The following is a 26,787-nucleotide window of genomic DNA, read 5'->3' on the forward strand; positions in this document are numbered from 1 at the left end:
TTATTTTATATTCAATTTTAATGTGCGGATAAGGTTTTATAGATATTGTTTGAATTTAATCTTTAAATATGAAAACATAATTCCATAGTAAATTACTCAGGTATAAAAAATGGCATATTCTAATAAAGTAATCGATCATTACGAAAACCCAAGAAATGTTGGCTCAATGGATAAAGAATCGAAAGATGTTGGGACTGGTATGGTAGGCGCTCCTGCTTGTGGTGACGTAATGAAGCTTCAAATTCAAGTTGAAAATGGAATTATAAAGGATGCGAAGTTCAAAACATATGGGTGCGGTTCCGCAATTGCGTCAAGCTCATTAGTCACTGAATGGGTAAAGGGCAAGACTGTGGATGAGGCTATAGAAATATCCAATAGCCAGATAGCAGAAGAACTAGAATTACCACCAGTGAAAGTTCATTGTTCAATTCTGGCTGAAGACGCAATAAAAGCCGCGATAGCAAACTACAAATCAAAACAAAACTAGGAATGAGTACAGATGCAAACTATTGGAATTAGCGATGAAGCAGCAAGAATCGTACAAGAGTCCTTCAAAGCAAGGAAAAAGGGGGTAGGACTCTTTGTGGGGGTAAAAACCTCTGGATGCACAGGTTACAGTTATGTTTTAGAGTTTATAGACGATTTAGTCCCATACGAAGAAAAGCCTGGATCCGTAATTATCCAGGATAAAGGTGTAACCTTGGTATCAAATGAAAAAAGCTTAGTGCTACTAAATGGTTCAATACTTGACTATAAAATAAAAGGGTTAAATAAAGGATTTGAGTTCATCAACCCGAACATAAAAGACCAGTGCGGCTGCGGTGAAAGCTTTAACGTTTAAAATAGGATTTAACCGTTAAATATCTTCTTTACCTGCAAAAAGCTTGGGATTCCCTCTACATAATCACTTGAAAAGTCAGTTACCAAAGCTGGCTTTTCATTTTTTGTGTTTTTATCATTATTATTAATGATGAGAACATTGTCGTTATCTTCTAATGTGTCTGTACTTGTCGATGTTGTAGTTTCCAGCATCGAAAAAGGATTGCTAGATTCATCAGCTTTAACGGTTTCAGATTCTGAATCAAAATGGCATAAGATAACATTATGAATTTCTGTCGGATTTCTTAGAAGGATACTGGCATCATAAATACGTTTATCACATATATATTTACCCGCGATAATGTAGACCTTCTTGTACTTCGGTAGTGAAGTGCCAGATTTAACATGAGTGAGTAAATGGTTAAGCTGATCAAAATCTATGATAATATGATCGCCAACAAACCTATTTAAATAAATAACTGAATCAAGAGATTCAATATCTCTCAATGTTAGAATTTTATGGATAAACAAGCTTGTAAGCTTACAAGACTTTTGAAAATCGTTCGAGATGATAACAACCTTGTCAGAGTTTATCTTGAAATTGGTGCGAGCAAACTTAGTGTGTGTTGTTATTATTTGTTGGTTAAGGCTAGTCTCAGGGCGAACTGTTTTGCTTTTTAGCATTTTAATAGCCTGAGAATTCAGCCGAATTTGATCATACATTATGACTCCATAATAATTGATAAAGTTATTTAGTTTGTTTAGAATGTAAAGTTATCAAAATAAGACCATTAAATCAATTTGGATAAGACAAATCTATGAGTATAGTAAAAAAAATACCAATGCTGGTTTTTAGCTATGTTCATGATCATGGCATGGACAAGGATTCATTATCCGCTGAAGACTTTGTGCTGGCTCAAGACATAGAAACTAGAATGACGAGCGTTTTTCACATTAACAATAAGAAAGTTAATGGGAAGGATACTTCATTCAAATTTTCTGACGTGAAGCAGATGGAATTACTTAGAGACCGTATTGATTATCTATGTGTCTGTAAGCCGTTAATAGGCAGGGATAAAGCAAAGTCTTGGGTCTACTCAATGAGTAGAGACATAGAGAAAGAAAAAAAAGAAATTTCAATTAATAAAGTTTTTTACAAGCTCAAGGAAGATTCCAGCAAGCTTGTTGACCCTCTTAAAAAAGAATGTATCGCGGTAGCGCGAAAACTTATACCACAACTTCCAAAGAACTTTGACATTAAAGTTACTCTCGATTGGGATCGGTCTAGAAAGCACTCATATGGTTTTTATGAAGAAATCAATCTTTCAGAGGACGGTCTCGTCCAATGCGAAGTAATTTTAGCAATGAAGTCATTTTTTTCTCCATCAGGCAAACCTCTTAATCTAACTAGAGAAGAGTACTCATCTTTCAAAAATGATCCAGATATAGGGCAGTTTTCCACAAAGATATGGCAGTTTCATATGTTGACCATGTTTTGTCATCAGGCAGCACATGGAATCCAAGAGTTTTGTCAGCATGAATTAGAGATGGGTAGTAAGTACTTGATTCATCATGGTGAAGGATTTGAAAGCTTGTATCGAGCTTTCAGGAAAGAAATAGTTAACCCACGATTAAGTAAGCAAAAAATAAAGGTAGGAAGAAAATGAGTATGTATTTCAACTATTCAAGTATGAATGCTGGTAAAAGCACATCACTTTTGCAAGCAAGCTACAACTACAATGAGCGAGGTATGGGTACGATACTTATGACTCCTATGGTAGATGACAGATCAGGAGTTGGTGTAATAGGCTCAAGGATTGGTCTTAAGGCAGATGCTCATGCTGTTAAGCCTAGTGACAACCTATTTGAAAAAGTTAAAGAGATCATCAAAACACAAGAGAGTGAACTGCCTGTAAGGGCTGTGTTTGTTGATGAGGCTCAGTTCTTGTCAGAAGCTCAAGTAGACCAGTTGTCAGATATTGCTGACGACCTTGGGCTAGCTGTGTTGGCGTATGGCTTAAGAACAGACTCATTTGGTGAGTTGTTTCCTGGTAGCAAGAGACTACTGGCGCTCGCTGATAAGATCAGAGAGGTCAAAACAATTTGTAAGTGTGGTAAAAAAGCCACGTTTGTTGTTAGATATGATTCGGAGGGTAATCCTGTAAAAAGTGGTAGTCAGGTTGATATCGGTGGCAATGACAAATATGTCTCTTTTTGCAGAAAACATTGGAAAGAAGAAATGAGAAAATAAATTTAATAAATAAAAAAAATCAAATAAAAAAATAAATAATAACAAAATAAAAGAATAATAAAATGAAATATAAAATAAAAGTAACAGGCGATTCATCGGTAGTGAAAGATTTCGTAGCATACTGCAATCAGCATAACCTAAAGGACTTTAAGAGTAAGGGATACTCCCTTAATTCAATTAAGTCGATAATCAAAAATGCGGATTACTCTATTGGTATGAGGTGTGTAAGCTTGGTCAATGACTCAACAGCTTTAGTTTCAGGAACGGTTAATTCTCAGGATGCAGGAATCGACACAGAGATTCTGTTAGGGATGTCTAAGTTGTTTCCAAAACTATACTTCGAGGCGCGTTCTATCTGCGATAAGAACATGCAGGTTGTAGGAGTTGAGGCTTACAACGGTTACATAAGCAATCCATTTGAGTATGAATCATTAAAGAGTTTAATAGAAGTTTATTTCACTTATATGTGCTCTCAAAAATTCTATGAAACTAAGTCTGCAAACATCAAGTGCAGTAGAGGTTACATGGGACGTTTTGATTTGGTTTCTGAGCAAGAATGTTGCGCTACCGATGCAAGTGTTAAGCAATACGATTTTAACTTTGACAACGGAGCTTCGTTTAGAGTGGAAGTGAGAGTGGGTTCTGATGGTAAAAGCAAAGTTGGATTTAATGTTTTTAGAATGATAAATAAAAAAGATTCTAAAGAAAAAGAGTTCAAAACACTTGCTGATTTCTTTATCAATAACCTAAGCGCTAGCTTTCTTAACTCGCACAAGGCTAACAAAATCAACAACATAAAGTCTGCTTAAAAAACCATCTTGAGGGATTGATTCTTTCTTACTAAGGGAGTATCATTTCCTCAATTTCAATATAAAATGAACGGCAAGTGAATGAAGGAATCTACAAACAGCATCTACGATGCGGCTAAAAAGATGGATAATCCTGGCTTAATTCTAGAAGAGATCGTTAAAAGTATTGAAGAGAACAGAGATGTAGAATCTTTTGTTAAGTTGGCATTTAATTTTGCTTCAAAAAACCAAGAGTCTTTAAGTGATCTTCTGGAGAAACTGAAGAATCACTCGCTGTATAGTGACTTGACTCGCTCGTACATCATTGACCTGATCAGACGACTTTCATCAAGCAGGTACTACAAAGAAAATGATGATAAGCGTGTCGATTACTTGGTGATGTTGCCAGTTATCATCAAATCACATTTTGGCTCTCATCAAGAGAATGGTGTATTACCGCCAATTATTCGCAACAATCTTTCAAGTAAGCTTGAACAATTCTTTTCGGCTAACGGTATGACTTGCACAGTTAAAGTTGAAGGCTCAATCTTTAACTATGAAGATTACAAACCAGGAATTTTTGATTATGTAGAGTATGAAAAGTACTTCAAAATAATCGCAAAAGACGAGATTGCAGTTAGCGGTGACAAGCATGAACTGTTCATGATACCAATGCGAGTTTCACTTAAACGTGATGCTGAAAGCCACTTCTTTGATAATGGTGAGTCATTCAACAGCGCGAGCACTTATGAATCATTTGAATCATTTCAAGATGATATTAGATGCCTAGTTCAGTTTATCTTTAAATCATCTAAGTATAACGTATCTGTTGTAAATCCAATGCTTGCTAATGAGGCGCTTTGGGGAGCATTGTCGTTTGTTCGAATTGAGAAGTGCTTATACGAGATAGCGAAGCAAGCAATTATTGCTAAACCTAGTGATTACAAGGTAGTCGTTTCAAGCTGTGAAGAAACAGGTAAGATCAGGATTTGTTTTTACGTACAAAATGAAAACTTTTATGCTTTCGATTATGGAAAGCCAATCAATATGGATCATGAAAACCAACCCAGAGACCTAGATTACATCCAATACTTCTTAAGTGAGTATGGGTTTGGAGTGACTGTGGTTGAAAAAAATGTGGAGGGATCACTCACAGAAGAGTTATCTAGGACGCTGCTAAGAGTGACATAAATAATAATGAAAAGAATAAACTTGGCGCTAAATTATATCGAAAAAACAACAGGCAACAAGAATTACTCATTTGATAAACTAATAAAATCGAAAAGAATGCAAATCGTAAATGCAAATTTACATGGTAACGATATTGCTTACTTTTCTGTTGAGGACGAAAGGTTGGTGATTTTAGTATCATCAAAACTGTCAGTCGCCCAAAAGAAATTTTTGGCTGCACTCAGCCTTGTAAAGCTCGATATATTGAATCAAATTAATAAAGAATTGGTGTTTAGCAAAGATGAAATAACGAATAATACGCTAGACTCTGAAGTATGTATGGCTATTGTTCTATTAGACCCAGATCTTTGCCAGAACACTGAAAAACTAAATGAGTTCCAAAAATTATTGAAAAGTCAATTCGGATGATTCTTTACTAACTTTGCTTTTTAAAGCCGTAATGATTTTTTTACTCATTTCTTCGTTGTTAATGACAGAATCCCCATAAAGGTTTTTCACTGGATTGGTTAGTCTTTTGTATTTATTGGTTTCAATTGAAAATTTGCTCGTAAAGTTTAAGTTTTTGTCAAATTGTGAGCTAATAACTCGATTCTTTTTTACGAAAACAACCCATCCACCGCCTGATTTGGTATTCGTCAGGGTAATGACACGACGAGAGAACAAAGCCTCGATAAATGCCAGATTGTTCTGGCTTTTCTGCTTCTTGAATTTTTCTATATATGCAAGACTACGCACATTTTCATCTTTAGAAAAAATGTCTTCATCAATATACACTTCCATTGCGCTATCAATAAACGCAACCATGTCAGGAAATTCCTCCCTTAACTTTCTTGCTACTTCATATCTTTCAGCGGTGCTGGCAGAGTCAATGGTTTTATAAATTTTCTTTTTCATAACTAGCTGATTTTGTTTAATTTATTATATTTTTATAACAACTTGATTTATGTTAGAATTCGCGCCCTGAGTAGAGGTGTGTATGAATTTTGCCAAGTCAATTGCTATTGTTGTTTTTGTAATATTAGTGCTGTGTTTTAATTTATTTATCGAGATCTTAGAAATAGAATATGAAGATCTAGAAGCTACAACCGAGCGGTCTGACCATGTAAGTGATATTGCTAAAACTAACTTGTCTAGAGTTTTACACAGGATAGAGACTTATAAGCAATCATACATCATGCTAACACAAGCAAATATGTATGATAAAGATAAAATAGACACTATCTTTTATTCGCAAAATAACGAAAAGTGGGAGTGTCATTTTATAGGTAGAACGGCGGAGTTCCCTAAGGTCTTAAGTGTACAAAATTATAAGAGTCTTATTGTTGGTGGTAAGTTCTATCAGATCAAATATGATGTTCCTAATCAATCAGTGAGTGTATATCACCAATTTCAGAAATTGGAAAATGGCATTCCTTTGGATTACGCGATTTTGGTTACTTTTAATATAAGTGAGGAAACTCATGCTTTAAAAGAATCGCACCATTTCGACTATTTTAATATTGTAAACAATAAAATCATTATCATTGAAGAGAATGGTACAGTAATAGAACCTAGTTTTGTCAGTAATTTAATCTACAATTCTAACCTAGCGCAAAGAGCGACTAAGATTGATGGGTTCTATGTTTCAAAGCAACACAGTGAAATGGGAGTCGATATTATAGTAGCCATCCCATCTTATGATAACAGCTACTTTTCTGCCTTCAGGCTGGTGGATGTGACTTCCTATGTGATTACCATCAGTCTTCTTCTTGGCTGCTTACTTATCTTGATGAGAAAATCTTCAGTTTATTCTAAAGAGTCTGATCGGTTAAATAATGTAGTAAGAATGATTGGCTCAGGTGATCTTAGCACCAAAGATTTGCTGTTTGGGAAGCTTTTGAAGAAAGAGTCTTCAAGGAAGCTCTTTAGAGTTGATAAAGACCTATTTCAGACCAAAAACGATGTCATGGTATTCAGAGAAAAGATGCTAAATGGATCGGTTTCTGACTATGTTTATTCTGGATACAAGTATCACTTCATTTTTGTTCTTGAGGTCACGAACGTTTTTGATATTGCCCTTACAAGGAACGAAAACTTCACTGTAAATTCATTTATCAACTCGTTTTCTTTCTATATTAACGAGTCAAACGGTCTTTTCTTAAATCACGTTGGTTCTCTTGATTTCAAGAGGGTGATCGCTTTTGTAAGTTCAGAAGCGCCTCTTACAAGACAAGATCTTATTGCTATTCATAATAGACTTTCTGACCACTCTTCATATTGCCACTTTAGAATTTTTGCTCTTCCTGTAAGCATGGAAGATAAGGTGGATATTTCTGTCTATAAGCTCCTTTATGCATTTACAAAACACGATGATGATATCTTAGTTTGCCAGGAGAAGTTCTTTGATATTGAAACGGATGTAAGCGAGTGCTCTTTAAAGCTTCCGTCTGCTTTGGAGAACGACGAGTTGTCACTAGTCTACCAACCAGTGATAAATATCAAATCAGAGCGTATGGTGTCTCTAGAATCGCTTCTTAGATGGGATAAGACAAATGAGCAAGTATCACCAGCGCAATTGATAGACATGTTCTATATGAATGGTGGGTTGGGTAAATTAACAGAGTTTATTGTTAAAAAGGTCTTCATAGAGGCGCGTAAGTTTGAGTTGCTAGGTAGGACTGACCTTAAAATTTCAATCAATCTTTCAGAAAAGCAGTTGCTGGAGAAAAAGCTTATCTCTATCGTGAATAAGCATTTAACTTCATCTTTAGTTAAGCCTGAAATGATTGAGTTTGAGGTCTCTGAGTCGATAGCTATGAAAAGGAATATTCAGGTACTGGAGAACCTGATTAACCTTAGCAATCTCGGCTTCGGGGTTGTTGTAGATGATATGACTAGCCCGTTGATCGTTAGCCAGTTATCCGCCAATGTGAACATCACAGGCGTAAAAATAAACTCAATGATGATATCGAATAAGGCTGATATGAAAATCATGTCTCAAGTTAAGGACAATATGGCAGGTAAGTCTATTGATGTAGTTATAAAGATGGTAGAGAACCTAAAATCAAGCAATAACTTTAGGGAAAGAGGCTTTAAGTTAATGCAAGGGAATTTCTATCAACCATCCACATCAATGGACAAAATTTATACAGCTTATCTCTCAGATTCAAGAGTTAAAAAATATAGAGTATAAAATTAAAAATAGCCTTAAAGCCCCGTAAATACGGGGCTTTTGTTTATTAATTCTATGTACAACATCAGATTCTTTTGTTAGTATCATTTATGAAAAAGGGTCTTTTTGACCTAAATAAAATATAAATTTATTAATAAAAGGTGGAGAGGATGAATCCGTATGAATTCGTTTTCTCTGATCACGCTAACAAAAGATTTAATCAAAGATTTCCAGGTTTAGTTTTAAGTAATGAAATAAAGACTCTAACACCATGTAAAGCTAAAGATTTAAGCTTTATCTCAGGTACGCTTTCGTATAGGCGTATTAAAAAATCTGAACGTCATAAATATCGTTTCTTAGTATCCGATAGTGGTGCGTATTTCATCTGCAAAACAATGGGCGTGATCGGAGGTGTAGAGCATCTAAAGGTAATAACAGTCCTCAAAGATGAGGATAAGGGTTTCCATCAGGAAATGCTTGATTATGCTTTAGAGCTTTACAGGAAAGAACAAAAAATTGAACAAAAGAAAGAAGTTGCGTCTGAAATAATAGTAAATAAAAGCGCAAAACCTTTAAATGAAGATCCAAAACCAGTTCTTACAGAAGAAGAAAGGAAGGAGCTTGAAAGGCTTCGTAATCAACAAAAGCGCGAAGATGACTATCATGAGGCAATTGCCTATTTGATTGATCAGCCAAAGTTTTTGTTTATTAAAGATATCAAGGAAGACGTAATCGATCAAAACATCAATCGTCACTGTACGGTTGTTGGAATGTTTGCTTCTCTTTATCGCTCTTACATGAACCTGAAAGAGAGAATGAAAGCTTTTGAAATCGAAGACGGTGATATCAAACAGTTCAAGAAACGCGAGCTGTCTTCAATTGCTCAAAAGCTTGAGAAGGCATTTATCATCAGGGCAATGGTCATCCATGAATCCGTTGAAACCGAATGGTATGAGTTGATTGACGAGCTTGTTTCTGACTATATCGATATGGCATTAACAATCCTCGACAACGTTTACGGAACATCTAAAATTTCTGTAAAAAATAGAGATTCGGTGATATCAATTTTTTCAGCCATAACAAAGGCTGAAGGTGTATCATTCGTAGATAATGCTAAGCTAAGATCAATCTTCTCTTACCTTGTCGCTTACGAACAGTTTGAAATGACAGAGATCTATAAAGGTCAGTCATTTACGGCAAAAGAGCTGGCAGGTAGGGTTTTCCAAATCTCATACTTATCAAAGCTGAGCTTCGTAAGTGATGAGTTAAAGCACAAGCTACATGGTATTACCTCGTTCTATGATGTGGTTTTGGATAGGGTAAGTGATTTAGAAATTGATGATATGTTAAAAATTTCAGTTGCTGATTTGATTCCAAGTACGAAGGTGGATGTTGAGATAGATAATGCAGAAACCGAAGAAAATGATGAGATAGCAAGTAGCTGTTGAATACAAAACCCAAAGTTATAGCTTTGGGTTTTTTATTTTTTAACAGTCTAATTAAATTGAGTATAAAAAACCGCCCATGACAGTGCATGAGCGATTTGTCAGTTTTTTATTATTTAACTCGATGAGCAGATTCAAAAAACTTCATTAGCTTAACCATTTCTTTTGCAGCTTCATGTTTATGTTTGTAGTCAATTCGATTCTTTGTTCTGAAGTATGACACTTCATATTCAAAATTCCCTGATTTAACCATATGGCTGATAGTCATGGCAGAAAGTGGGGCAATAGATTCTTTCCCTTCTTTTACCGCATCTTTAGGGGATATAAAGATTTCCGAATGATGCTTTTCCAGTTCTGATTTGAGTGCTGTTAAATCATTTTTGTATATTAAATCTAGAATCTTAATTTCTAAGTCAATATCCTGGTTTTTGAACAGTTCATAATGTGTTTTGCTCATTCGTAGAATCGGATATTTTTCAGTCATTAGTTCTACCCTAGCTGTGCTTGATTGCAATTCATTTAATCCTTTCATTAACGAGAAAGCTACTGCTTTAGAGAGTTCAGGTGTTTCCTTATATTCAACTTCTGTAAATGCGCTTAATAAAATTAATTGAGCAAGAGGATCACCCATCAAAGAAGCATTATACATTTTTATGTCAGGAGAACCGTAGCTTGAAATTGCATTTATCTGATTATATGGAATAATTTTTGTTTCTGTTTTGCTTACATACTTAACTGGAAGGTTAGTTTCTAACAAATTTTGGTCTATCTTAGAAAAACTCATTAATGCAACCATCATAATAGATAAGATACAGAATACTTTTGCTAATTGTAGGTGTTTATATGTGATCTTTTGCTTTGCGATTACTATGTTCTTTTCTTCAAACTTTTTCTCTTTTGCTTGAAATTCAACATAATTCTTCTCTCTGGTATTTCCGAATAGGTAAATGAACATTACAAAAATTGATAGACCTTCGTAAATGCTTGTTACTTTCTCAGATTCAAAGAATAAAGCGCTTGGCTCCATAAGTGGGTATGTCCCATATAATGGATATAATATGGTAATACCCATGTATATTGGAGCGGCTAGCATAATAGCGTGAAACCATAAGTAGCTAACATTAAAAGGGTGGTTTCTCTTGATACTTTTTAGAAGCTTAAACGGTAATATCTTATCCAAAAAGCTTTCATCATCAATGCTTGCATATGTATCCATAAACGGAATAAACATGGTTCCGAAAGTATACAAAGCTGTAACGAACATTAACGGATAAGCAATGCCCAAATAACTCTTAGAATTACCACTATCGATAGTCATTGGCATTGAGATAGTCACTCCAATCATGCAGATGATAAAAAAAGCAAGCAAAGGCAGGGATTTCTTGTATTGAGATTGCCTTAGCTCATAAGTGGACATGTCGGGTTTTTTTGAAAGGTTATCCAGAAAGCTGGATATTTTTTCGATCATATTCATTTTTAATTGTTTTCCATTTATTTATATTTTTCATAAGTCTAAATCATTATTTAAACCAATAAAATATTTTTTAATTTTTTTGTAAAAATACTGATAGGGCATTGGGTGACTTTAAATTATCTTGACTGAGAAAATGGATTCGTATACTTTAGCTTCATTGGGTATGAACTGGAACGGCTCCCAGCTTACCAACGTCTATAAACGACCTAGCCGCCTAGTAACAAAAATAAAACACCCGCTTGCCAAGCGGGTGTTTTTGTTTCCTTTGAATTGGAGTTTTTCGAGGTTTACTAATTAGTGAAAAGTATCTACTTCTGCTTGTAACTCTAAGATTTCTTTTTCATATGCTGATGAAAGAAGAGGGAATCGCTTATACGTTTTTGGATCCAGGCTGTTAATCTCAATGTGGAAACCTGGTGCTTGACGATCTCGCTTCCATTGGTTTCTAAATAGTAGCTGGAAGTAACGTACTACGTATTGACACAAAGTTGCCTTACTGAAGTTCGGGAACTCAACACAGATGGCTTCCCATGTTTCAGTTGGGCTTTTTCCTGCTTCTAGAGTAAGGATTAGGATGCGATCTAGGATAGGGAATGGCATCAAATCATCTTCGTCTTGTTGTGCAGTAGGTCTAAGCTCAGCAGTAGGTCTTTGGTTATTGATGAAGCTCAGAGAGTGCAGGCATACAGAATATTCCTCATTTACTGATACGCCTTGCTCTTCCAGCCATTGCAACATAGAGAGGATTCGAGTTTTCGTTACCCCTGAAATTGGCGCTAGCACACCAGAACTATCACCATCCATTGTTACATATCCAACCGCGCCTTCTGACATATTACTGGTGGTTAGCAAAAGTTTGTTTTCTAGGTTCGCTACCATCCAAATGCTCGGAGAACGAACGCGAGCTTGAATGTTTTGACGGGCGATGTCGTGTTTATCCCAATCAAATTCGATGCCTAGTGATGTTCCAATCATGCCTTCATAGCTATCAACAAGCTCAGAAATATTAAAGTTGTGGAATTTTGAGCCGATTTCACGCGCAAGAGACTTCGCTGCGTTAAGTGTCACGTCACCACTATTGCTAGAGCCTTGATAAGCGCAAGTTAGGTACTTGGACACAATTGAAGGACAAATATCGACTTTTAGTTTATGCAAAGAATCATTAGAGCTATCTAGTGACTCTAGTTTGCTAACCAATTCATCATCCATGTATTGAAGCAAATGTTCAGGGAGAGAGCAGGCACCATTGTCTTTCTTGCTGATCAATTCAGCAAGTTCAAAGTACACAGATAGGAATGTTGCTGAACCTACAAGAGCTGAGTCAGCGCCACCGCTAAGAGAAAGAGCGTAACCTTGAGTTTTTGTTTTTCTTGACCAGTCACGCAAGCCAATTGAAATTGCTCGAATGGCTTCCTCATGAGCCAGATTATCACTCAATTCCCAAGCTTCAATGTCGAAAGACTTATCTAAGATTTTCGAATCAAAGTTATGCTCAAGTTTGACCTTGATAGTTTGATTCTCAGCGTTAAAGTCTGAGTAGTAACGCTGGCTAGTATTAATCTGACCAATGCGGCTTTGAGATAGGTCGATATCGGCAGTTACAACTTCACAGTTAGAATAGTGGAATCGCTTACCTTGCTTGACGAGTTTACCATCTACAGCAATCATCGCGCCAGCATCATAAATTGAACGACCCGATTCACACCCAGATAGGTTTGAATACACGTAACAAGCTGAATATGCGCGGCTTGATTCTTCTACCAGACGCTTGCGCGTCAGGAATTTACCAATTGAGAAATGACTCGCACTTGGGTTGGCAATAATGTCTACGCCCTGATCGAAAAGACCTTGTGCTGTACGAGCAGATACCCAACCATCTTCACAGATTTCAAGGCCAACCTTTACCCCGTTTACATCATAAACGATATTGCCAATTGCAACTTCTTCTTCGATGCCAGGAAGGTTGATTAGTGCGTTTTTCTTGCTTGTCCAAGGAGTGAACCAGCGTTGCTCATAATGAAGACCGTTTGCTGCAAGATTTCGTTTCAGTGAGATGCCTTTAATCCCGTTGTGAGTAAGCATAGCAACACCGTTATAAACACGGTTGTTGATCAGAACAGGAAGGCCAACCGCTACAACCATCGTTTCAGGTACGTGTTGAGTGAGTTCTAGGGTGTGCTTTAAAGCTTCTTCGCTTAGATGAGGCGTGTAGAAGAAATCCTCACAACCATAGCCTGTGATTGACAATTCAGGAGTGATAAGAATTGCTGCGCCATCCTTGTTTGCCTGCTGAATGGCTTCTTTGATGTGTTCGATGTTGCCATACCAGTCCATAGGGGTCTGATTAAGAGAGCAGGTGCTCACGCGGATCGTATTTTTCATAAACTTTTCCAATTTAATTATTAATCAAGCCCTGCAAGCAGGGCTTTGCACTTTTAGATTATAGTTATCAAATAATTAACTTAAAAGATATTCTTCTTTGTAATCAAAAACTTTTTTCAGGTAAGTGATGAATTCCTCATCTTCACACATGGTTTTTCCTGGGCTGTCAGATAGTTTAGCTACTGGTTTGCCGTTAGTTTCAACAAGCTTCATCACCATGTTAATTGCTTCGAAACCTTCGATATCCATGTCAGCAGTTAGGAATGTGCCGATACCGAAAGACATTTTGATACGACCTTTGAAGTGGTTGTAGATGTCTACAGCTATCTCTAAGTCTAGACCATCACTAAAGATGAGTGTTTTTGTGTTAGGGTCGATTCCAAGATCTTCATATGCTTGAATAGCCATCTCACCCCATTTAAATGGGCAACCAGAGTCATGACGAAGTCCGTCGAACAGCTTGCCAAAAAACAGGTCAAAGTCTTTAACAAATGCTTTCATTGAAATGCAGTCTGTTAGAGCAATACCTAGCTCACCACGGAAAACCTGTACCCAGTTTTCTAGCGCAGCTTTCTGGCTATTGACAAGCTGGTATCCAAGGTTCTGGTGCGCTTGGAACCATTCATGCGCTTGAGTGCCAATCGCTGTAAGATTGTGCTGAGAGGCAAGGCGCACATTTGAAGTGCCGACGAAATGTTCTGGCAACTCACGCTTTAGTGTTTCGACAAGGTATTCATGTACTTTTCCAGAAAAACGGCGACGAGTACCAAAGTCAGCGAAATGGAAGTTTTCATCAATACGACCTAACTCACGTTGCTTTTTAAGCCATTTGATTTTTTCGTGAAGTGGTTTTTGGAATTGTTCCATTGTTGCATTAGGGTACAGGTATAGGTTACGACATTCGCTGACGATAGCCATTACGTAGATTTCGTAAAGAATGTAACCAATCCAAGAACCGTTATACTCGATTTCTAGGTTGTTTTTACCTGTTTGCGTAATTGAGATGTGATTGCTGTTCAGTTTGTACATTGATAGGTACTCAAAGAACGTCTCATCGTAGAACGGCGCTTTCTCGCGTAGGTTGTTTAAGCCTGTTTCATCCAGACGCAAATGACTAAGCATTTCAATCTGGCGTTTAACCTCAGGCATAACAGAAGCAAGATCTTCATCATTACGCACTTTGAATTTTGCTTTAACTTTAGCGCCAAGATGCATCTTAAAGATTGCGTACATCATGTTGAACTTGTAGAAATCGTTATCAAGCAAGCTCGTGATGATACGGTCACGATGATGGAATGCAGAGTTAATAGCATTTACTTCTACATTGCTTAAAAGGGAGTTGTGTTGTTCTTTTTTAAACTGAGTATTTGTTTGACCGTTCATGTGATTTACCTTAATGCATAATCTGAATTTAGGTAAATACTAACCCTCAGAAAGTATCCTGTCAACACCTAAATGCAAAAAATGAATTAAGGTTGCTTGGTTTGTATTTTTGTGCTCTTATATAGAAATAGAAGGGTAATATCCCAATCAAGTTTTTACATTTGAAATAAAAAGGTTTTTTATGAGTCTTAAGATAGGAATTTTCGGTAGTGCATTCAATCCACCAACAATGGGTCATGCAAATGCGATATTGCAAGTTCGCGATCAGTTTGATGAAATTTGGATGGTTCCAAACTTTAGCCATGCTTTCGGTAAGCAGATGGTCGATTTCGACCTAAGATGTAAGCTGGTGGATGCATTTAGTAAAGAGATGGTCAACAACTATGGTGTAAAGGTTAAAGGGGAATACTGTGAAAAGGACATCGCGAAAGATGGTAAGCCTGTTTATAGTTACGATCTCCTTTCTCACCTGACACGGCAGTATCCTGGTTGTGAATTTAGCCTAATCATAGGTAAGGATAATGAAGATAACTTTGATGCGTTTTACCGCAGCGCGGAGATAAAAGAGAAATGGTCTTTATCGGTAGCTCAGGATATCGTAAGCATCCGAAGTACGTTAGTGCGGAATCTCATTAAAGAGGGAAAGGCTATTGATGAAGTTGTCTTCCCATTAGTGAAAGATGTCATCTTCCGAGAAGGCATAGACAAGAGCTACATTTGATATTAGCCGCTTTTAAGCGGCTTTTTTTATTACTGGTATGACCAAAATTGACCAACTATCGCTCAATTGGTATTATCAATTGATATTGCAAATAAAAAATAAGAAGAAAAAGAAATGAAGCAAAGAACTATCAGGCAGAAATCAGAGTTTTCTGGTATTGGATTGCATACAGGGAAAATTTCCCATGTGCTTTTAATGCCTGCCCCTGTAAACCAAGGCATCAGATTTTATAAGCGCGAGTCTGATATGGATGTAGAGATCCCTCTCTCATTAGCATCAGTGAAAGATACACAGCTTTGCTCAGCTATTGAGTACAACGGTGCAAAGATAAAGACTGTAGAACATTTCATGGCTGCTTTAGCAATGACAGGAATTGATAATATCAGTGTTTTCGTAAGTGGCGATGAGATGCCAATTATGGATGGGTCAGCGAGTCCTTTCGTTTATCTAATCAAGGAAGCTGGCATTGAGATTCAACATGCCCCAAAGGAAATCATTAAGGTTAAGCGTAAGATTCATATTGAAATGGATGACAAGTACATAACGATTGAACCATCAAATAACTTCGTTATTGACTATCAAATAGACTTTGAACACACAGCAATCAGAAGCACTCCGCAACAAGCTTTGTTTAGCTTTGCTTCTTTGGACTTGGTAAGTGAAGTGGCTAGATCTAGAACGTTCGGGTTTCTAAAGGAAATTGAGTATCTACAAAGCATAGGCTTGGTCAAAGGTGGTAGTTTTGACAATGCGATAGTGCTTGATGATTTTAAGGTTTTGAATGATAATGGGTTAAGATGTGACGCAGAGTTCGTCAATCATAAAATTTTGGATGCAGTCGGTGACTTCTATGTGAAGGGGAAACAGATTGTAGGCAAGATTACAGCGTTCAAATCTGGACACGCTCTAAATAGCTTGGCTCTCACTGAACTTCTCAATAATGAAGAAGCTTGGGAGTTGGTTAAGATAGAAAGTAAAGATTCAGGTCTGAAATATTCCAATCAATTAATAAATGAAAATGTAATTTTAGAGTGTTAGTTGAGCTTAGCTGGTCTTCACTAACATTGAAAAGGAAAATTTATGAGTATGAGAAATGCAACCCATGCGGAGTTTGTCGCGAACTTCAAGTCGCTAAACGATACAGTACAAGTAGCTATCAATAGCAAAGAGCTTGTTAATGTTTTTGTGTCACTTGAAGAATCAAAGACAATTTTCCCTGATTCATTGATGCGACATAAGAAAAACAAACTCATTAAGCCGCTTGCAGCTTATCAGAAGCACAAAGCGTTTTTCTGGGCGATGAACTTTTTGCTGCTAATCACGCCGCTACGTATGTTCTTGCTAGCGACACTGGTATTCGCAGGTGTTATGCATCTTGCTTACAAGATCTTCAAAGATGAAGTTTTTGCGCACATGGCTTCTAGTGAAGAGTTTTACCAAAAAATGGTTGATGATCGCGTAGTGATTGTTTCAATTGCAGACACAGAAGCAGTTGATGAGTCTGAGAAATCAGATGAAAAACCTTTAGATTAATCTTTGGAGATAGCTAAAATGTTTCCAGGTTTTAAAATTGAAGACCACGATAAATTTCGTGACATCTATGACTTTCTAGTTGCGAAATCTAAAGAGTCAGAAGATGAAAGGGAAAGAACTTTGTCTTTTGCTAGTTTCGAATTCAAAAATCCACATAGGCTTTTTGTTGAGTATTCTAGCAACCCTCAAAGTGCGCCATTTGGTTTGCATCGATACTTTACATCGAACTATGTTCATGGCATGGGTGTTTATGGAAAGCTAAGAGCAAAATTCTTAGATTTTATGGATTTCTTGTCTATCGAAACATTCTTTGTGGTTTTGTTGCTCTTATTCGTTCCAGTGATTCTGGCTTCAACGCTAGGAATTGCAATCTTCATTGCTTTGATGGAATTCGCTCTTCATAGAGAAATTAAATCATTGGAAGAAGGTCTTTTGATTGAAGCATACAGTGATAAAGAGTTCTTCCACGAGCTGGTGGAATCTAAAGAGTTAGCAGTTATTAGTTATGTTAATAGTGAGTCATTTGAGCTGTCTTAATCAGCTTATGATTCAGGGGCGGGGTGTTAGCACCCCGCATTAAATTTATTAAATTAATAAAAAATAAGTTATAATGAAATATACAAAAATTCAGAAAAAATTATTGCTTGAATTGGTTGAGCTAACCATTAAGAAAGTACAATATCGTAATCAGCATAACACTCAATTTGCTATGCAAGTTGACCTGTTAATCCTAAAAAAGAAAAGAGAAATGGAAGTTGAAGGTATCCGCTTCTTTGATTCTGCGATTCGAATTACTGATAAAAGTATTGATGGAAACATGATTAATGAGTTTGTAGATGAATACTTAAAAACTCATGAAGATGATCTTCTTTTTATTGATAAATCTCACGACTTCAATAAAACAAAGGCTTTCTGTTTTTACACAAACAGAAATAGCGTTAGTAATGTGGCTCGTTTTATCGAAGAAAAGTTTTCTACATCCAAAATTGAAGATGAGCATATTGATAATCTCAGTATGGATCATTGGTTTGTTCCAGAGTTCTTAAGTGACAGCTCCCTTTCTCAGCTAAGAGATAAGCTAAGAGGTTAGGAATGTTTGATCCATTCATAGGCTATGCAAATTTAGGGTCTTTCGCAGGTATCGGTAGTAGACGAATCAGTCATATTACTTCACTAAAACATGCGCAGTTTGCATTCTGCATGGCGTTGTTTGGTTATACGAACAACACAGGTGGGGCAGATGGTATAGACACATCGACAGAATTTGGTTCCAAGCTTGCGTATGATTGGCTTTCAGATAACTTTGGATTGCCAAAGGGTGAATACGAAAGAGTGCTAAACTGCTTCTTACCTTGGGCTGGTTTTAATGGTAGAGGTAACGGCAAAGAATATATCGTTCCACCTAAAACAAATCAGATCGTTAGCATTGCTCAAAGTCACCATCCAGATTGGCAGTATCTTGGGGATGGCGCAAGAAATATGATGTGTAGAAACACCTGCCAGGTGCTTGGTGAAACACTCCAGAAGCCTGTGAACTTTGTCATGTGCCACACTCCTGATGGTGCTTTAGATGAATCTCAAACATCTTCAAAGACGGGAGGTACTGGTCAAGCTATCCGTATAGCTAGCAGAAGAGGTATCAAGGTATTTAATACAGGTAATCCTCAAATTGATGCGTTAATTGATCAGAAGCTCGAAAATGCGCGACATGTGATTCTTCAGCATTTTGGGTTTGATCCACTAGAGTATGTTGAGAAGAAATACAATGAGTTCCAACCATTTAAGAAAGTGCATAAGGGTGACTTTGTGCAGGCTATGTTGGACAAAGAATACGACATACTTATTCATGGATCTAACTGTCAAAATGCGATGGGTAGTGGTTTCGCTCTGAGAGTTAAGCAAGAATTTAATGAGGCGTACCAAGCTGATCTACGAACCAAAAAAGCTGATAGGAAAAAGCTTGGTACTTTCACCTATGCAAACCTTCAGCGCGGCGATGCAAACTTCACTGTTGTAAATGCATACACTCAGTTTAGGTGGGGAAGACAACCGATACTTCATAGCGATTATGAGGCTGTTAGAAAGTCTTTAAGAGCAATCAATAAGACATTCCCAACAGGCAGGATTCTGATGCCTAGAATCGCGTCTGGACTATCTAATGGATGTTGGGTAACAGTATCAAATATCATTGCTACCGAACTTAAGGGAAGAGACATAACAATTGTTGAGAAGAAAGAGAAGGAACTGGATCTGGAACTAAATAACACCTCAGGTAGGGAAATAGGTTCTCAGCAACAACTAGGCTTCTTCTAATGAGGATAGGTAACGGGACAAGGGTAAGAATGTTGAGCGCATTGCTTCTTTTGACTCACATCCCCTTTGCCATGCATGTTTTATCTAGTCAGGGAATTGAGCCTATATTAGTCCAATATGTTTGTCTTGGCTTAAATGCGATAATTTATGTTGTAGGGGTGATCTACCCGAAGTCATTTTCATTGTGCTTAGGGTTAATCTCAAAGCAAAAATCCGACTAAAGTAAATAGTCGGATTATTGATTTAAGAGAAAAAATTAAGTTAAGTAGTTCAATACGGCTAAATGGTCTGGTTTAGCATGAGTATTAATAATTCTACCAATCAGACACATGTTTTGATCTTCACTACACTCAGTTAAATCAACGAATTCTCTAATCCTTTTCCCTTGCGCGTGTCCATCCATAAACGCCTTACAAAGCACTTCGCTTACAATGCTCGATAGATTGTGATCAAGACAAAGTGAAATTCCATACTTCTGGATAAGATTGTTGGTAAGAATGAGTGGGGGCTGGTGAAGTGTTTTAGATGCTTCAAACCCGTCATTTAACGCGGCTTGAATCGACCTTCCTATCTCAATCTTTAATTCCTTCTCGATATCTGATGGGATGTCGTAGCTGGAACATAATGATGTTACTACAAGGGATTCGACCATTGTATTTTCCCGTAATATTAAGATTGTTGTGTTCTAGATAAATTCAAGGCTTTTTCTTACGAAAGGTAGATACCTTGATTTGGCATATTCTGCAAGATAGTGTGAGTTTATCCTGGCTCTGGCTTCAGACTCTGATTCGCCCACGCTCTTGAAATGATAAAATAGATTTCTCATTGTTAACTTTAGCCTGGTTAACATCTTTTCTTCCCAAAGAGGAAATGAGTCGCCTAAACCATCTTTTAACTTATCAACAAATGGGTCATGACTGACACTCATTGTCATCAGAGTCCTTGATGCAATATCAGCTAGTGGGGAATCAATGTCGTCAATCTTGATTAAGTCAGGAAGAATGGCTTCAATCATTGACATTGAAAGCATCTCATTAAACACGTCCATTCTTGTTGTTTCGAAATGAAATCGAGCCAGGAAAAAATGGTCACTATTATCATCACCGCATAGTGTTCGAATCTGGTTAATTACTTCTTCTTTACTCATGCTTTCTGTTTCTGGATTGCCAGCCAGCTCGCGTAGTTTTTCTCTTAACTCTTTCATAAATTTTACTATTTGTCATTTTTTGATTATTTACATCTTACACAATCTTTTTTATGTGGTAAAATATTTTTATGTGCATTTTTACCTGTATTTCGCACTAAACAAATTGAAGAACTAAAAATTAATTAATAAAAGAGATAAAAAATGAGTGGAATTACTTATGAACCGTTTATCAAGTGGGCTGGTGGTAAGCGTTGGCTTACTGATGTTATAAAAGAGTTTTACACCAATAGCGAAGCAACAAGCTTTGTTGAACCATTCTTTGGTGGTGGAGCTTGCGCGTTTGCGATTGAAGCTGAAAAAACCATTGTTAACGACATAAACCCTCATCTAATGAGTATGTACAGGCACGTTAAGAGCGGTCTGGTAGTTGATTTGAAGAAATACGGTATCGACGGTGATTACTATAAAAACCGAGAGCGTTTAAATCAATTAATCACCAATGGTAAAACGCACAGTGAGGAATTTGCCATACTGTTTTACGTCATTCTTAGAACAAGCTTCAATGGTATGTGTCGCTACAATAAGAAAGGCTTCTTCAACGTCCCACAAGGCGATTCTAAGCCACTAATCCGTGAAGACCTTCTTGGCTACAAAAATATCATGAGTAATTGGGAAATCCTCTCTACGGACTTTGAAAAGGTTCTTCTTCCTGATAACGCATTCCTTTTTGTTGACTCTCCATACGATGAAACGTTCTCTAGCTACTGGGTAGAAGGTTTCTCAAAAGATGATCATGTACGCTGTATTAAGTGGGCTGGTAGCACAGGGTTGCCTACAGTACTAACAAATAACCCTACAGACTTCATTCTAAGTCTACTAGAAGAAAATGGATTCGAGTTTAAAGTAATTACGAAAAACCATTCTATCGCGGCAGATGGGGAGAAGCGCGGTAAGAAACCTGAAGTTATCGCCTGGAAAAATGTTCAAGCGCCAGACAAGATAAAGAGACTAAGCTAAGAGTCGATTTTTGGGGGCTTGCCCCCTTAAAGGATTGAGAAAGGAAATTTTATGAATCAACAAAAAAACAAGGTTCATTTTCGTACATATGATAAAGAAACCTCAGCAGCATTTTTGAAAACAAGAGGGAAGTGGGGAGAACTGTCTAACATGTGTGCGGGGTTTCCGATCTCAATTAATGGATTGGAACTTCTTGGCACAGAAGCTTTGTATCAATCACTTCGTTTTACTGAACACCCTGAAATCCAAAAGTTGATCTTTGAACAGGAGAACTTGTACTTTTCTAAGAAGTGCTGTCAGCCTTTTGTTGAAAAATCTAGAAAGTATTGGATGAAAGAAAGGATTCAGTTTATGCGATGGTGCTTACAGCTTAAGATTGCGCAACACTGGGATGTTATTGTTCCAATCCTAAATGAATCTAAAGGGATGCCAATCGTTGAAATTTCAAAGCATGATGACTTTTGGGGCGCGAAACTTCAAGAGGATGGCAGTCTATATGGAATGAACGTGCTTGGTAGACTATGGATGGAGCAAAGAGAAATTGTCTTCAATAATGGCTTTAAAGCGTTCGAAAAAATTTTACCTCCAGATTTGGAAGGTTTGATGATACTTGGAAAGCCAGCACTAGGTTGTTTGAGTAAAAAGCCTCGTGAGGCATGTGATCAGCTTGGGTTCTTTTAGGAGGTCTTTAATGACCTCCAATTTTCAATGACTTCAAACTTTCTTTACTGTAGTATTTATCTATCAATCAAATAAAAATTAATCTGATTGTTTTAATAATCAAAAATCAATAAAAGGTGAATTATGAAATACATTGTGATGTTAACTATCTTTGGTCTTCTGTTTTACTTTAAAGAAGAAATCGTTTTGGCTATCCGAATGTTGCTTGGCTTAGAGAAAGACAATGACGTAATTGAAGATAAGCCTATTGAGGACTATACGCTTGGTGAAGTTTGTGCTTTAACTTGGCGTAAGGTTAAGCACTTCTTTTCTCATCGCTCAACGGTATCTATTAACGATACTGTTCTCAAGGTGAGATCCGCAGCGCTTATCATTCTGCCAGTAAGCATGATCCTTTGTTACATGCTGGTGGATCAGGGTGACGTACTTTTCTCTTACACTATGATTCATATTCTAATCTTGTACTTCTGTACAGAGATTAAGAAAGGCGATGATAATAAAACTCAATAGTTCTAAAGGGTTCAATCGATGAATGTGGAAACTGTCAATGTAATCATTGCTATTCAAGACATTGAGAAGAAAGCAGGCAAGATGAGATATGAAGCTAATCAAATGCTGAAAAAAGCAGAAGGAATGGAGTTAGCTGCAAAATCGCTTCGTGAAGAATTTAAAACAGCTATCGAAATCTACGAAAGTAGAATGAAAAAATCAGGGGAAAATTAAGCCCCCTTTAGAAATGAAAAGCTCCCAATCAGGGAGCTTTTTTATTGTTTATTAAAAAACATTATTTTCGAACACCTTCAACATGAAGTTCTACGTCAACATAACTACTAGTACCCATGATAGGAATGCCGAAATCTTCAAGCTCAATTCGAGTAGAACCCTCAAAGCCAGCTCTGTAACCGCCCCAAGGGTCTTGCCCCTCACCGATGAACGTAGCATCAATACTAATTGGCTTAGTTACGCCATGTAGCGTTATATCACCATCGATCAATAGCTTTCCATCACCCTGATCAGTCACCTTAGTGCTTTGGAAGGTCGCGGTGCCAAACTTCTGAGCATTGATAAAGTCAGAGCTTCGAATGTGCTTGTCTCTTTCTGCATGATTCGAATCTAAACTGCGAGTGTCAACAGTAACATTGATCTTGGAGGCTTCCACGTTTTCTTTGTCGAAGCTGAATTCACCTTCGAATGAGTTAAATCGTCCTTTAATAAAGCTGTAGCCAAGGTGACTAACAGCAAAGTTTACAGAAGCATGAGCGCCTTTTGTGTCGATTACATAGTCTGCTGCATTAGCTGTGTAAGATGCGAACATGGAAGCTGTAAGTGCTGTCGCGAGTAGTAACTTTTTCATTTTGCTTTTCCTATCATTTTATTTAATGTGTTGTCTTTATCGATGTAGTGGTGCTTTATTGCTGCAAGCGCATGTAGAACTGATAATGCAATTAGTGATACTGCTGCATACAAATGGATTCTCCCTGCGATGTCAGATTGATTGCTAAAAATCTCTCCAGCGCCAGGTAATGTAAACCAATTGAATATATCGATCCCTCTACCGTCTGATGTGGATATTAGATACCCACTGACAAACAATGCGGCTAGTAGCAAGTAGATACTTAAATGCGCAACTTTTGCCAATAGAACCTCAGGTTTCTTTCCTTCGGTTTTAGGTTGCTTGGTAAAGGCTTTCCATAAGAATCTAAAGATGGTGATTGCGGCTAGCATAATACCAATAGACTTGTGCCAATGTGGTGCTGTCTTATACCATTCGCTGTAGTAGGATAAATCTACCATCCACAACCCTGAACCAAACATGCCTACAACGGTTAGTGCTGAGAACCAATGTATCGTTCTCATCATTAAGCTATAGTTTTTTGGTGCTTCTTTCATTTTATTTATTCGTTAATTTAGTTGATGAAAAGCATTATCCAACAATAACTTCGATTATAAAAGTCGAATTTATAAATGGAGTCATTCAATATTTTCGATGAATAAAAAATAGCCAGACAAGTGTCTGACTATTTATAAGAATACAAGGCGGTTAATTGAATACGATAGGCTCAACGTACTTAGGATTGCTCACGTACAGGGTCGCTGGACGAATACCTTTGATTCGTCGCTTTTCACCACTATCAATAATGAAGTTAGTGTCGCGGATTTTCTTTCTTAGGCGGTTTTCATTGATGTCAGATCCTGTAATGGACTTGTAAGCATCCATAAGCTCAGGAATGGTAAACTGTTCAGGTAGAAGATCAATGGCAGAACGTACCTCGTTGCCAGGCTTTCTAATCTGTTCAATGGCGCTAGACAATACTTGGTAGTGGTTAAACGCGAAATCGCTCTCTGTGAGGCTTAGAGCTTCTTCAATTGGCATCCACTGAGCGTGATTGATAGACGGGGCGTCATCACCATCAACAAAAGAGATTTCATTAATCTTGTGCATTGCTAAAAATGGTACGTTTAGCGTAATACGTCTGGTTGGGTCAATGTAATCACCAGAAAAAACATGAAACTGTTCGAGTCGAGCAACTTTAGCGCCAGTTTTCTCTAAAAGTGCATCCATAGCAGCATCTTCAAGTGTAGTGTGCTTGGTGATATTCATAAAGCCGTTTGGTAGGGCAATTTTTGACGCAAATGTTTCAGCGTCATCTGGACGAACGTAGGTAAGAACCTGAACCTTATTGTCTTTAAGAATCAAAGGAACTGCTGTAACGCCAACGTTAGGACGGTACGCGTCGAATTTATCGGTCATATTAAAAATCCTGCTATGCTATTAAGCGATTAGCAGGATTATCTACCATTTTTACCTAAATGTCAAATCTGCATTAAGGTTGGGCGAATTGGTCTGGAATCTTATATCCTCTTGAAATTAACTTATCATTAGCTAACTTCATTGTCTTCTCAATTGCTTCCAAAGGTACGCCTGATGCTGCATCACCTAGTCGAGCCATTGTATTAGGAGATAAGTCACCCTTCACAATCATGGTTAAATACGTGTAATAAAAGGTTTTAGTTTTAGAGGCGTCTTTGTAAAACTGCTCAGCGTACAATCCAGCCACGGTTTCTAATGAAGGGATATGCAGATCTTCTGCCGCTTCTATGAGTAACTTATCTTGCAATCCTTTATTTGGAATAATTCCAGTACCTGCTGCTCGTGAGTAAGTATACTTAGCTTTGTTTGTTTTGAATCCTTCTTTCGCAAGCCTGTAAAATGATTCTTTCATTGAGGTTGTTAATGATTTTTCAAAGGCTTTATCACGCAGTGCTGCATCAAACATGATAACAAGGCATTTTTCTACACCTTGCTCAGCGCATACACTAGCAATTCTCTCTGCTCTTTTAGGATTGTAAAAAGGTGAGTTTTTATTTGCATAATAATCTATGACATATTTAGAGTAGGAACCATGACTTACAGTTCCCATTTTCTCTAACTGCGCTTCTGCTGATCGCAGAGAATAGAAGTCACTTTTATCTTCAGAGTAAATAGTAAAAAGTAGTTTGTGAGCAAGGTAGTTATCTTGTTGGCTATAATGCTTAATGATTTCTTCTGCTTTGCGAGTAATTTTACTTTTTTCAGTTTTTGATATGGAAGGTTGAAGCAAGCTTTTTACTACTGACTTGTCATGAATGTAACTTTCACCAACTTCTTTAGAGTTTGCATTAGTTGAAAGCAAGATAGCTGACATCAGAGTAGCTGATATTACAAATTTTCTAGCGTTCCCTGTTACAACCTTCATATCCATTACCCGTTTTTCTTTCTTAATGAGTGGTCATGTTCACAAGAAGTACAGCGTTGATATGCAGGGTTGATTTCTAGTCGTTTAATGTTGATTTCATCGCCACAATCAATACAGTAACCAAAATCGTCATCAAAATTCTTAAGTGCTACTTGGATTTCACGTAGGCGAAGAAGTTGTTGGTCAGCCATAGCTAGATGATAGTTACGGTCTTCGATTCGACTAGCTTCATCACATTGATCTGCTGTTTTTTCATGAGTACCGTTTGCAGCTTCTAATGCGGCTTTACGCGAGTTAGTGACCTTAATTTCTTCTTCAATCAGACGAGTACGGAAAGCTTCGCGCATTTCATTAGTCATTTCAGGATTTGAGTTGTCCATGTTTTTACCTATTTATTATAAACTAATGGCAGGACTCGCCATGCCATATTTTAAATTTAATATTCATTTGATTATTGATCATACCAGAAAAATTTTACGTTACAACATAACTTCTGGTCATTAAACAAGCATACGGCTTTTTGCAACTGTAACTATATATAAACAGGGCTGCCTTTTTTGCTGGGTCGAGTTTATACATGTATCAAAATAGGTTGGCAAGAACTTTTTTCATATTAGTGAAAAATATTGTTTTTTATGTTGACCTGCCTTTTTTATTTAGGTAATTTATTCTCAAGTCATAAACTAATGACCCAACACAAACACAAAACACAAAAAAGTAAACAACTCAGCACCGTAATGGTGTTGAGTTGCTT

General features: G+C 37.2%; 31 protein-coding genes. 19 read left to right on the forward strand and 12 right to left on the reverse strand.

Features of this window, described 5'->3' with window-relative positions; translation table 11 throughout:
* Positions 1 to 109 precede the first annotated feature (109 nt).
* Both iscU and AACT42_RS12345 read left to right on the forward strand, forming a co-directional pair.
* Positions 110 to 487: a Fe-S cluster assembly scaffold IscU gene (gene iscU, locus AACT42_RS12340; protein WP_020331406.1), complete on the forward strand. Its 378-nt coding sequence runs from the start codon at positions 110 to 112 to the stop codon at positions 485 to 487.
* A gap of 12 nt (positions 488 to 499) precedes the next feature.
* A complete protein-coding gene (locus tag AACT42_RS12345; RefSeq protein WP_094132636.1) occupies positions 500 to 841 on the forward strand; it encodes an iron-sulfur cluster assembly accessory protein in 342 nt (113 codons plus the stop codon).
* Positions 842 to 849: 8 nt separating this feature from the next.
* Here the strand turns inward: AACT42_RS12345 and AACT42_RS12350 are convergent, their stop codons facing one another.
* The gene (locus AACT42_RS12350) at positions 850 to 1,542 is read right to left on the reverse strand and encodes a hypothetical protein (RefSeq protein ID WP_094132634.1); all 693 of its coding nucleotides are present in this window, start codon (positions 1,540 to 1,542) and stop codon (positions 850 to 852) included.
* A gap of 95 nt (positions 1,543 to 1,637) precedes the next feature.
* Here AACT42_RS12350 and AACT42_RS12355 point away from each other — a divergent pair, with 95 nt between their 5' ends.
* The 5 genes from AACT42_RS12355 (at position 1,638) to AACT42_RS12375 (ending at position 5,457) form a co-directional block, all read left to right on the forward strand.
* Positions 1,638 to 2,486: a hypothetical protein gene (locus tag AACT42_RS12355; protein ID WP_094132630.1), complete on the forward strand. Its 849-nt coding sequence runs from the start codon at positions 1,638 to 1,640 to the stop codon at positions 2,484 to 2,486.
* A complete protein-coding gene (locus AACT42_RS12360) occupies positions 2,483 to 3,070 on the forward strand; it encodes a thymidine kinase (protein WP_094132627.1) in 588 nt (195 codons plus the stop codon). The genes AACT42_RS12355 and AACT42_RS12360 overlap by 4 nt, the downstream gene beginning before the upstream one ends.
* 62 nt (positions 3,071 to 3,132) lie before the next feature.
* Positions 3,133 to 3,879 (forward strand): hypothetical protein, encoded by a 747-nt coding sequence (locus AACT42_RS12365; RefSeq protein ID WP_094182830.1) that lies wholly within the window; start codon positions 3,133 to 3,135, stop codon positions 3,877 to 3,879.
* A gap of 81 nt (positions 3,880 to 3,960) precedes the next feature.
* Complete coding sequence (locus AACT42_RS12370) at positions 3,961 to 5,049, forward strand: hypothetical protein (protein ID WP_094131850.1); 1,089 nt, start codon at positions 3,961 to 3,963, stop codon at positions 5,047 to 5,049.
* A gap of 6 nt (positions 5,050 to 5,055) precedes the next feature.
* Positions 5,056 to 5,457, forward strand: a complete 402-nt coding sequence (locus AACT42_RS12375; protein ID WP_094131849.1) for a hypothetical protein — start codon at positions 5,056 to 5,058, stop codon at positions 5,455 to 5,457.
* On the opposite strand, the gene AACT42_RS12380 is transcribed toward AACT42_RS12375, so the two are convergent.
* Entirely contained in the window at positions 5,434 to 5,943 is a 510-nt protein-coding gene (locus AACT42_RS12380) for a hypothetical protein (RefSeq protein ID WP_141193157.1), read from the reverse strand. The genes AACT42_RS12375 and AACT42_RS12380 overlap by 24 nt on opposite strands.
* 82 nt (positions 5,944 to 6,025) lie before the next feature.
* Between AACT42_RS12380 and AACT42_RS12385 the strand changes: the two genes are divergently transcribed.
* The gene (locus AACT42_RS12385) at positions 6,026 to 8,221 is read left to right on the forward strand and encodes an EAL domain-containing protein (RefSeq protein WP_094182831.1); all 2,196 of its coding nucleotides are present in this window, start codon (positions 6,026 to 6,028) and stop codon (positions 8,219 to 8,221) included.
* A 149-nt stretch (positions 8,222 to 8,370) separates the two neighbouring features.
* Positions 8,371 to 9,648 carry a hypothetical protein gene (locus AACT42_RS12390; protein WP_094182832.1) on the forward strand — a complete coding sequence of 426 codons (1,278 nt, stop codon included), beginning with the start codon at positions 8,371 to 8,373 and terminating at the stop codon, positions 9,646 to 9,648.
* Between the two features lie 109 nt (positions 9,649 to 9,757).
* Here the strand turns inward: AACT42_RS12390 and AACT42_RS12395 are convergent, their stop codons facing one another.
* The 3 genes from AACT42_RS12395 to pncB form a co-directional block, all read right to left on the reverse strand.
* Entirely contained in the window at positions 9,758 to 11,119 is a 1,362-nt protein-coding gene (locus AACT42_RS12395; protein ID WP_094182833.1) for a hypothetical protein, read from the reverse strand.
* 294 nt (positions 11,120 to 11,413) lie between these two features.
* Positions 11,414 to 13,501: an NAD(+) synthase gene (nadE, locus tag AACT42_RS12400; protein WP_094133888.1), complete on the reverse strand. Its 2,088-nt coding sequence runs from the start codon at positions 13,499 to 13,501 to the stop codon at positions 11,414 to 11,416.
* Positions 13,502 to 13,576: 75 nt separating this feature from the next.
* Positions 13,577 to 14,884 carry a nicotinate phosphoribosyltransferase gene (gene pncB, locus AACT42_RS12405; RefSeq protein WP_094133887.1) on the reverse strand — a complete coding sequence of 436 codons (1,308 nt, stop codon included), beginning with the start codon at positions 14,882 to 14,884 and terminating at the stop codon, positions 13,577 to 13,579.
* Between the two features lie 181 nt (positions 14,885 to 15,065).
* Between pncB and AACT42_RS12410 the strand changes: the two genes are divergently transcribed.
* The 6 genes from AACT42_RS12410 (at position 15,066) to AACT42_RS12435 (ending at position 19,451) form a co-directional block, all read left to right on the forward strand.
* Positions 15,066 to 15,605: a nicotinate-nicotinamide nucleotide adenylyltransferase gene (locus AACT42_RS12410; RefSeq protein WP_020331393.1), complete on the forward strand. Its 540-nt coding sequence runs from the start codon at positions 15,066 to 15,068 to the stop codon at positions 15,603 to 15,605.
* Between the two features lie 114 nt (positions 15,606 to 15,719).
* Positions 15,720 to 16,643, forward strand: coding sequence for a UDP-3-O-acyl-N-acetylglucosamine deacetylase (gene lpxC / locus AACT42_RS12415; RefSeq protein WP_094133886.1), 924 nt, complete (start codon positions 15,720 to 15,722; stop codon positions 16,641 to 16,643).
* A gap of 42 nt (positions 16,644 to 16,685) precedes the next feature.
* On the forward strand, positions 16,686 to 17,138 hold the full coding sequence (locus AACT42_RS12420; RefSeq protein ID WP_020331391.1) for a hypothetical protein: 453 nt from the start codon (positions 16,686 to 16,688) through the stop codon (positions 17,136 to 17,138).
* Positions 17,139 to 17,156: 18 nt separating this feature from the next.
* Positions 17,157 to 17,675, forward strand: coding sequence for a hypothetical protein (locus AACT42_RS12425; RefSeq protein WP_094133885.1), 519 nt, complete (start codon positions 17,157 to 17,159; stop codon positions 17,673 to 17,675).
* A 73-nt stretch (positions 17,676 to 17,748) separates the two neighbouring features.
* Entirely contained in the window at positions 17,749 to 18,228 is a 480-nt protein-coding gene (locus tag AACT42_RS12430; protein ID WP_094133884.1) for a hypothetical protein, read from the forward strand.
* Between the two features lie 2 nt (positions 18,229 to 18,230).
* On the forward strand, positions 18,231 to 19,451 hold the full coding sequence (locus AACT42_RS12435; protein ID WP_094133883.1) for a hypothetical protein: 1,221 nt from the start codon (positions 18,231 to 18,233) through the stop codon (positions 19,449 to 19,451).
* A gap of 256 nt (positions 19,452 to 19,707) precedes the next feature.
* Here the strand turns inward: AACT42_RS12435 and AACT42_RS12440 are convergent, their stop codons facing one another.
* Positions 19,708 to 20,103 carry a hypothetical protein gene (locus AACT42_RS12440; protein ID WP_094133882.1) on the reverse strand — a complete coding sequence of 132 codons (396 nt, stop codon included), beginning with the start codon at positions 20,101 to 20,103 and terminating at the stop codon, positions 19,708 to 19,710.
* A gap of 33 nt (positions 20,104 to 20,136) precedes the next feature.
* Positions 20,137 to 20,655 carry a hypothetical protein gene (locus AACT42_RS12445; protein ID WP_094182834.1) on the reverse strand — a complete coding sequence of 173 codons (519 nt, stop codon included), beginning with the start codon at positions 20,653 to 20,655 and terminating at the stop codon, positions 20,137 to 20,139.
* Between the two features lie 144 nt (positions 20,656 to 20,799).
* Here AACT42_RS12445 and AACT42_RS12450 point away from each other — a divergent pair, with 144 nt between their 5' ends.
* The 4 genes from AACT42_RS12450 (at position 20,800) to AACT42_RS12465 (ending at position 23,019) form a co-directional block, all read left to right on the forward strand.
* On the forward strand, positions 20,800 to 21,615 hold the full coding sequence (locus AACT42_RS12450; protein ID WP_094134020.1) for a DNA adenine methylase: 816 nt from the start codon (positions 20,800 to 20,802) through the stop codon (positions 21,613 to 21,615).
* Between the two features lie 51 nt (positions 21,616 to 21,666).
* A complete protein-coding gene (locus tag AACT42_RS12455) occupies positions 21,667 to 22,296 on the forward strand; it encodes an NADAR family protein (protein ID WP_094134019.1) in 630 nt (209 codons plus the stop codon).
* Positions 22,297 to 22,419: 123 nt separating this feature from the next.
* Positions 22,420 to 22,806: a hypothetical protein gene (locus AACT42_RS12460; protein ID WP_020331382.1), complete on the forward strand. Its 387-nt coding sequence runs from the start codon at positions 22,420 to 22,422 to the stop codon at positions 22,804 to 22,806.
* An 18-nt stretch (positions 22,807 to 22,824) separates the two neighbouring features.
* Positions 22,825 to 23,019, forward strand: coding sequence for a hypothetical protein (locus AACT42_RS12465; RefSeq protein ID WP_094134018.1), 195 nt, complete (start codon positions 22,825 to 22,827; stop codon positions 23,017 to 23,019).
* Between the two features lie 61 nt (positions 23,020 to 23,080).
* Here the strand turns inward: AACT42_RS12465 and AACT42_RS12470 are convergent, their stop codons facing one another.
* From AACT42_RS12470 to AACT42_RS12490, 5 genes are all read right to left on the reverse strand, one after another.
* Positions 23,081 to 23,650 (reverse strand): YceI family protein, encoded by a 570-nt coding sequence (locus AACT42_RS12470; RefSeq protein ID WP_094134017.1) that lies wholly within the window; start codon positions 23,648 to 23,650, stop codon positions 23,081 to 23,083.
* Positions 23,647 to 24,186 (reverse strand): cytochrome b, encoded by a 540-nt coding sequence (locus AACT42_RS12475; RefSeq protein ID WP_053318449.1) that lies wholly within the window; start codon positions 24,184 to 24,186, stop codon positions 23,647 to 23,649. The genes AACT42_RS12470 and AACT42_RS12475 overlap by 4 nt, the downstream gene beginning before the upstream one ends.
* Positions 24,187 to 24,337: 151 nt before the next feature.
* Positions 24,338 to 25,048: an NUDIX hydrolase gene (locus tag AACT42_RS12480; protein ID WP_094134016.1), complete on the reverse strand. Its 711-nt coding sequence runs from the start codon at positions 25,046 to 25,048 to the stop codon at positions 24,338 to 24,340.
* Positions 25,049 to 25,121: 73 nt separating this feature from the next.
* Positions 25,122 to 26,039 carry a hypothetical protein gene (locus AACT42_RS12485; RefSeq protein ID WP_094134015.1) on the reverse strand — a complete coding sequence of 306 codons (918 nt, stop codon included), beginning with the start codon at positions 26,037 to 26,039 and terminating at the stop codon, positions 25,122 to 25,124.
* Positions 26,039 to 26,413: a TraR/DksA family transcriptional regulator gene (locus AACT42_RS12490; RefSeq protein ID WP_094134014.1), complete on the reverse strand. Its 375-nt coding sequence runs from the start codon at positions 26,411 to 26,413 to the stop codon at positions 26,039 to 26,041. Before AACT42_RS12490 ends, AACT42_RS12485 begins: the two co-directional genes overlap by 1 nt.
* Positions 26,414 to 26,787 lie beyond the last annotated feature (374 nt).

Origin of the sequence: Vibrio sp. V15_P4S5T153, from assembly GCF_963874485.1 — a bacterium.
Taxonomy (GTDB): domain Bacteria; phylum Pseudomonadota; class Gammaproteobacteria; order Enterobacterales; family Vibrionaceae; genus Vibrio; species Vibrio anguillarum.

What these genes read in the sequence shown, in the direction of transcription:
- nadE (WP_094133888.1), bottom strand. Translation starts at nt 13,501, where the DNA reads ATGAAAAATACGATCCGCGTGAGCACCTGCTCTCTTAATCAGACCCCT.
- AACT42_RS12410 (WP_020331393.1), top strand. Translation starts at nt 15,066, where the DNA reads ATGAGTCTTAAGATAGGAATTTTCGGTAGTGCATTCAATCCACCAACA.
- AACT42_RS12395 (WP_094182833.1), bottom strand. Translation starts at nt 11,119, where the DNA reads ATGAATATGATCGAAAAAATATCCAGCTTTCTGGATAACCTTTCAAAA.
- AACT42_RS12420 (WP_020331391.1), top strand. Translation starts at nt 16,686, where the DNA reads ATGAGTATGAGAAATGCAACCCATGCGGAGTTTGTCGCGAACTTCAAG.
- AACT42_RS12370 (WP_094131850.1), top strand. Translation starts at nt 3,961, where the DNA reads ATGAAGGAATCTACAAACAGCATCTACGATGCGGCTAAAAAGATGGAT.
- lpxC (WP_094133886.1), top strand. Translation starts at nt 15,720, where the DNA reads ATGAAGCAAAGAACTATCAGGCAGAAATCAGAGTTTTCTGGTATTGGA.
- AACT42_RS12470 (WP_094134017.1), bottom strand. Translation starts at nt 23,650, where the DNA reads ATGAAAAAGTTACTACTCGCGACAGCACTTACAGCTTCCATGTTCGCA.
- AACT42_RS12445 (WP_094182834.1), bottom strand. Translation starts at nt 20,655, where the DNA reads ATGAAAGAGTTAAGAGAAAAACTACGCGAGCTGGCTGGCAATCCAGAA.
- AACT42_RS12345 (WP_094132636.1), top strand. Translation starts at nt 500, where the DNA reads ATGCAAACTATTGGAATTAGCGATGAAGCAGCAAGAATCGTACAAGAG.
- AACT42_RS12475 (WP_053318449.1), bottom strand. Translation starts at nt 24,186, where the DNA reads ATGAAAGAAGCACCAAAAAACTATAGCTTAATGATGAGAACGATACAT.
- AACT42_RS12430 (WP_094133884.1), top strand. Translation starts at nt 17,749, where the DNA reads ATGAAATATACAAAAATTCAGAAAAAATTATTGCTTGAATTGGTTGAG.
- AACT42_RS12385 (WP_094182831.1), top strand. Translation starts at nt 6,026, where the DNA reads ATGAATTTTGCCAAGTCAATTGCTATTGTTGTTTTTGTAATATTAGTG.
- AACT42_RS12485 (WP_094134015.1), bottom strand. Translation starts at nt 26,039, where the DNA reads ATGGATATGAAGGTTGTAACAGGGAACGCTAGAAAATTTGTAATATCA.
- AACT42_RS12360 (WP_094132627.1), top strand. Translation starts at nt 2,483, where the DNA reads ATGAGTATGTATTTCAACTATTCAAGTATGAATGCTGGTAAAAGCACA.
- iscU (WP_020331406.1), top strand. Translation starts at nt 110, where the DNA reads ATGGCATATTCTAATAAAGTAATCGATCATTACGAAAACCCAAGAAAT.
- AACT42_RS12355 (WP_094132630.1), top strand. Translation starts at nt 1,638, where the DNA reads ATGAGTATAGTAAAAAAAATACCAATGCTGGTTTTTAGCTATGTTCAT.
- AACT42_RS12365 (WP_094182830.1), top strand. Translation starts at nt 3,133, where the DNA reads ATGAAATATAAAATAAAAGTAACAGGCGATTCATCGGTAGTGAAAGAT.
- AACT42_RS12350 (WP_094132634.1), bottom strand. Translation starts at nt 1,542, where the DNA reads ATGTATGATCAAATTCGGCTGAATTCTCAGGCTATTAAAATGCTAAAA.
- pncB (WP_094133887.1), bottom strand. Translation starts at nt 14,884, where the DNA reads ATGAACGGTCAAACAAATACTCAGTTTAAAAAAGAACAACACAACTCC.
- AACT42_RS12455 (WP_094134019.1), top strand. Translation starts at nt 21,667, where the DNA reads ATGAATCAACAAAAAAACAAGGTTCATTTTCGTACATATGATAAAGAA.
- AACT42_RS12380 (WP_141193157.1), bottom strand. Translation starts at nt 5,943, where the DNA reads ATGAAAAAGAAAATTTATAAAACCATTGACTCTGCCAGCACCGCTGAA.
- AACT42_RS12390 (WP_094182832.1), top strand. Translation starts at nt 8,371, where the DNA reads ATGAATCCGTATGAATTCGTTTTCTCTGATCACGCTAACAAAAGATTT.
- AACT42_RS12465 (WP_094134018.1), top strand. Translation starts at nt 22,825, where the DNA reads ATGAATGTGGAAACTGTCAATGTAATCATTGCTATTCAAGACATTGAG.
- AACT42_RS12490 (WP_094134014.1), bottom strand. Translation starts at nt 26,413, where the DNA reads ATGGACAACTCAAATCCTGAAATGACTAATGAAATGCGCGAAGCTTTC.
- AACT42_RS12460 (WP_020331382.1), top strand. Translation starts at nt 22,420, where the DNA reads ATGAAATACATTGTGATGTTAACTATCTTTGGTCTTCTGTTTTACTTT.
- AACT42_RS12450 (WP_094134020.1), top strand. Translation starts at nt 20,800, where the DNA reads ATGAGTGGAATTACTTATGAACCGTTTATCAAGTGGGCTGGTGGTAAG.
- AACT42_RS12440 (WP_094133882.1), bottom strand. Translation starts at nt 20,103, where the DNA reads ATGGTCGAATCCCTTGTAGTAACATCATTATGTTCCAGCTACGACATC.
- AACT42_RS12375 (WP_094131849.1), top strand. Translation starts at nt 5,056, where the DNA reads ATGAAAAGAATAAACTTGGCGCTAAATTATATCGAAAAAACAACAGGC.
- AACT42_RS12425 (WP_094133885.1), top strand. Translation starts at nt 17,157, where the DNA reads ATGTTTCCAGGTTTTAAAATTGAAGACCACGATAAATTTCGTGACATC.
- AACT42_RS12480 (WP_094134016.1), bottom strand. Translation starts at nt 25,048, where the DNA reads ATGACCGATAAATTCGACGCGTACCGTCCTAACGTTGGCGTTACAGCA.
- AACT42_RS12435 (WP_094133883.1), top strand. Translation starts at nt 18,231, where the DNA reads ATGTTTGATCCATTCATAGGCTATGCAAATTTAGGGTCTTTCGCAGGT.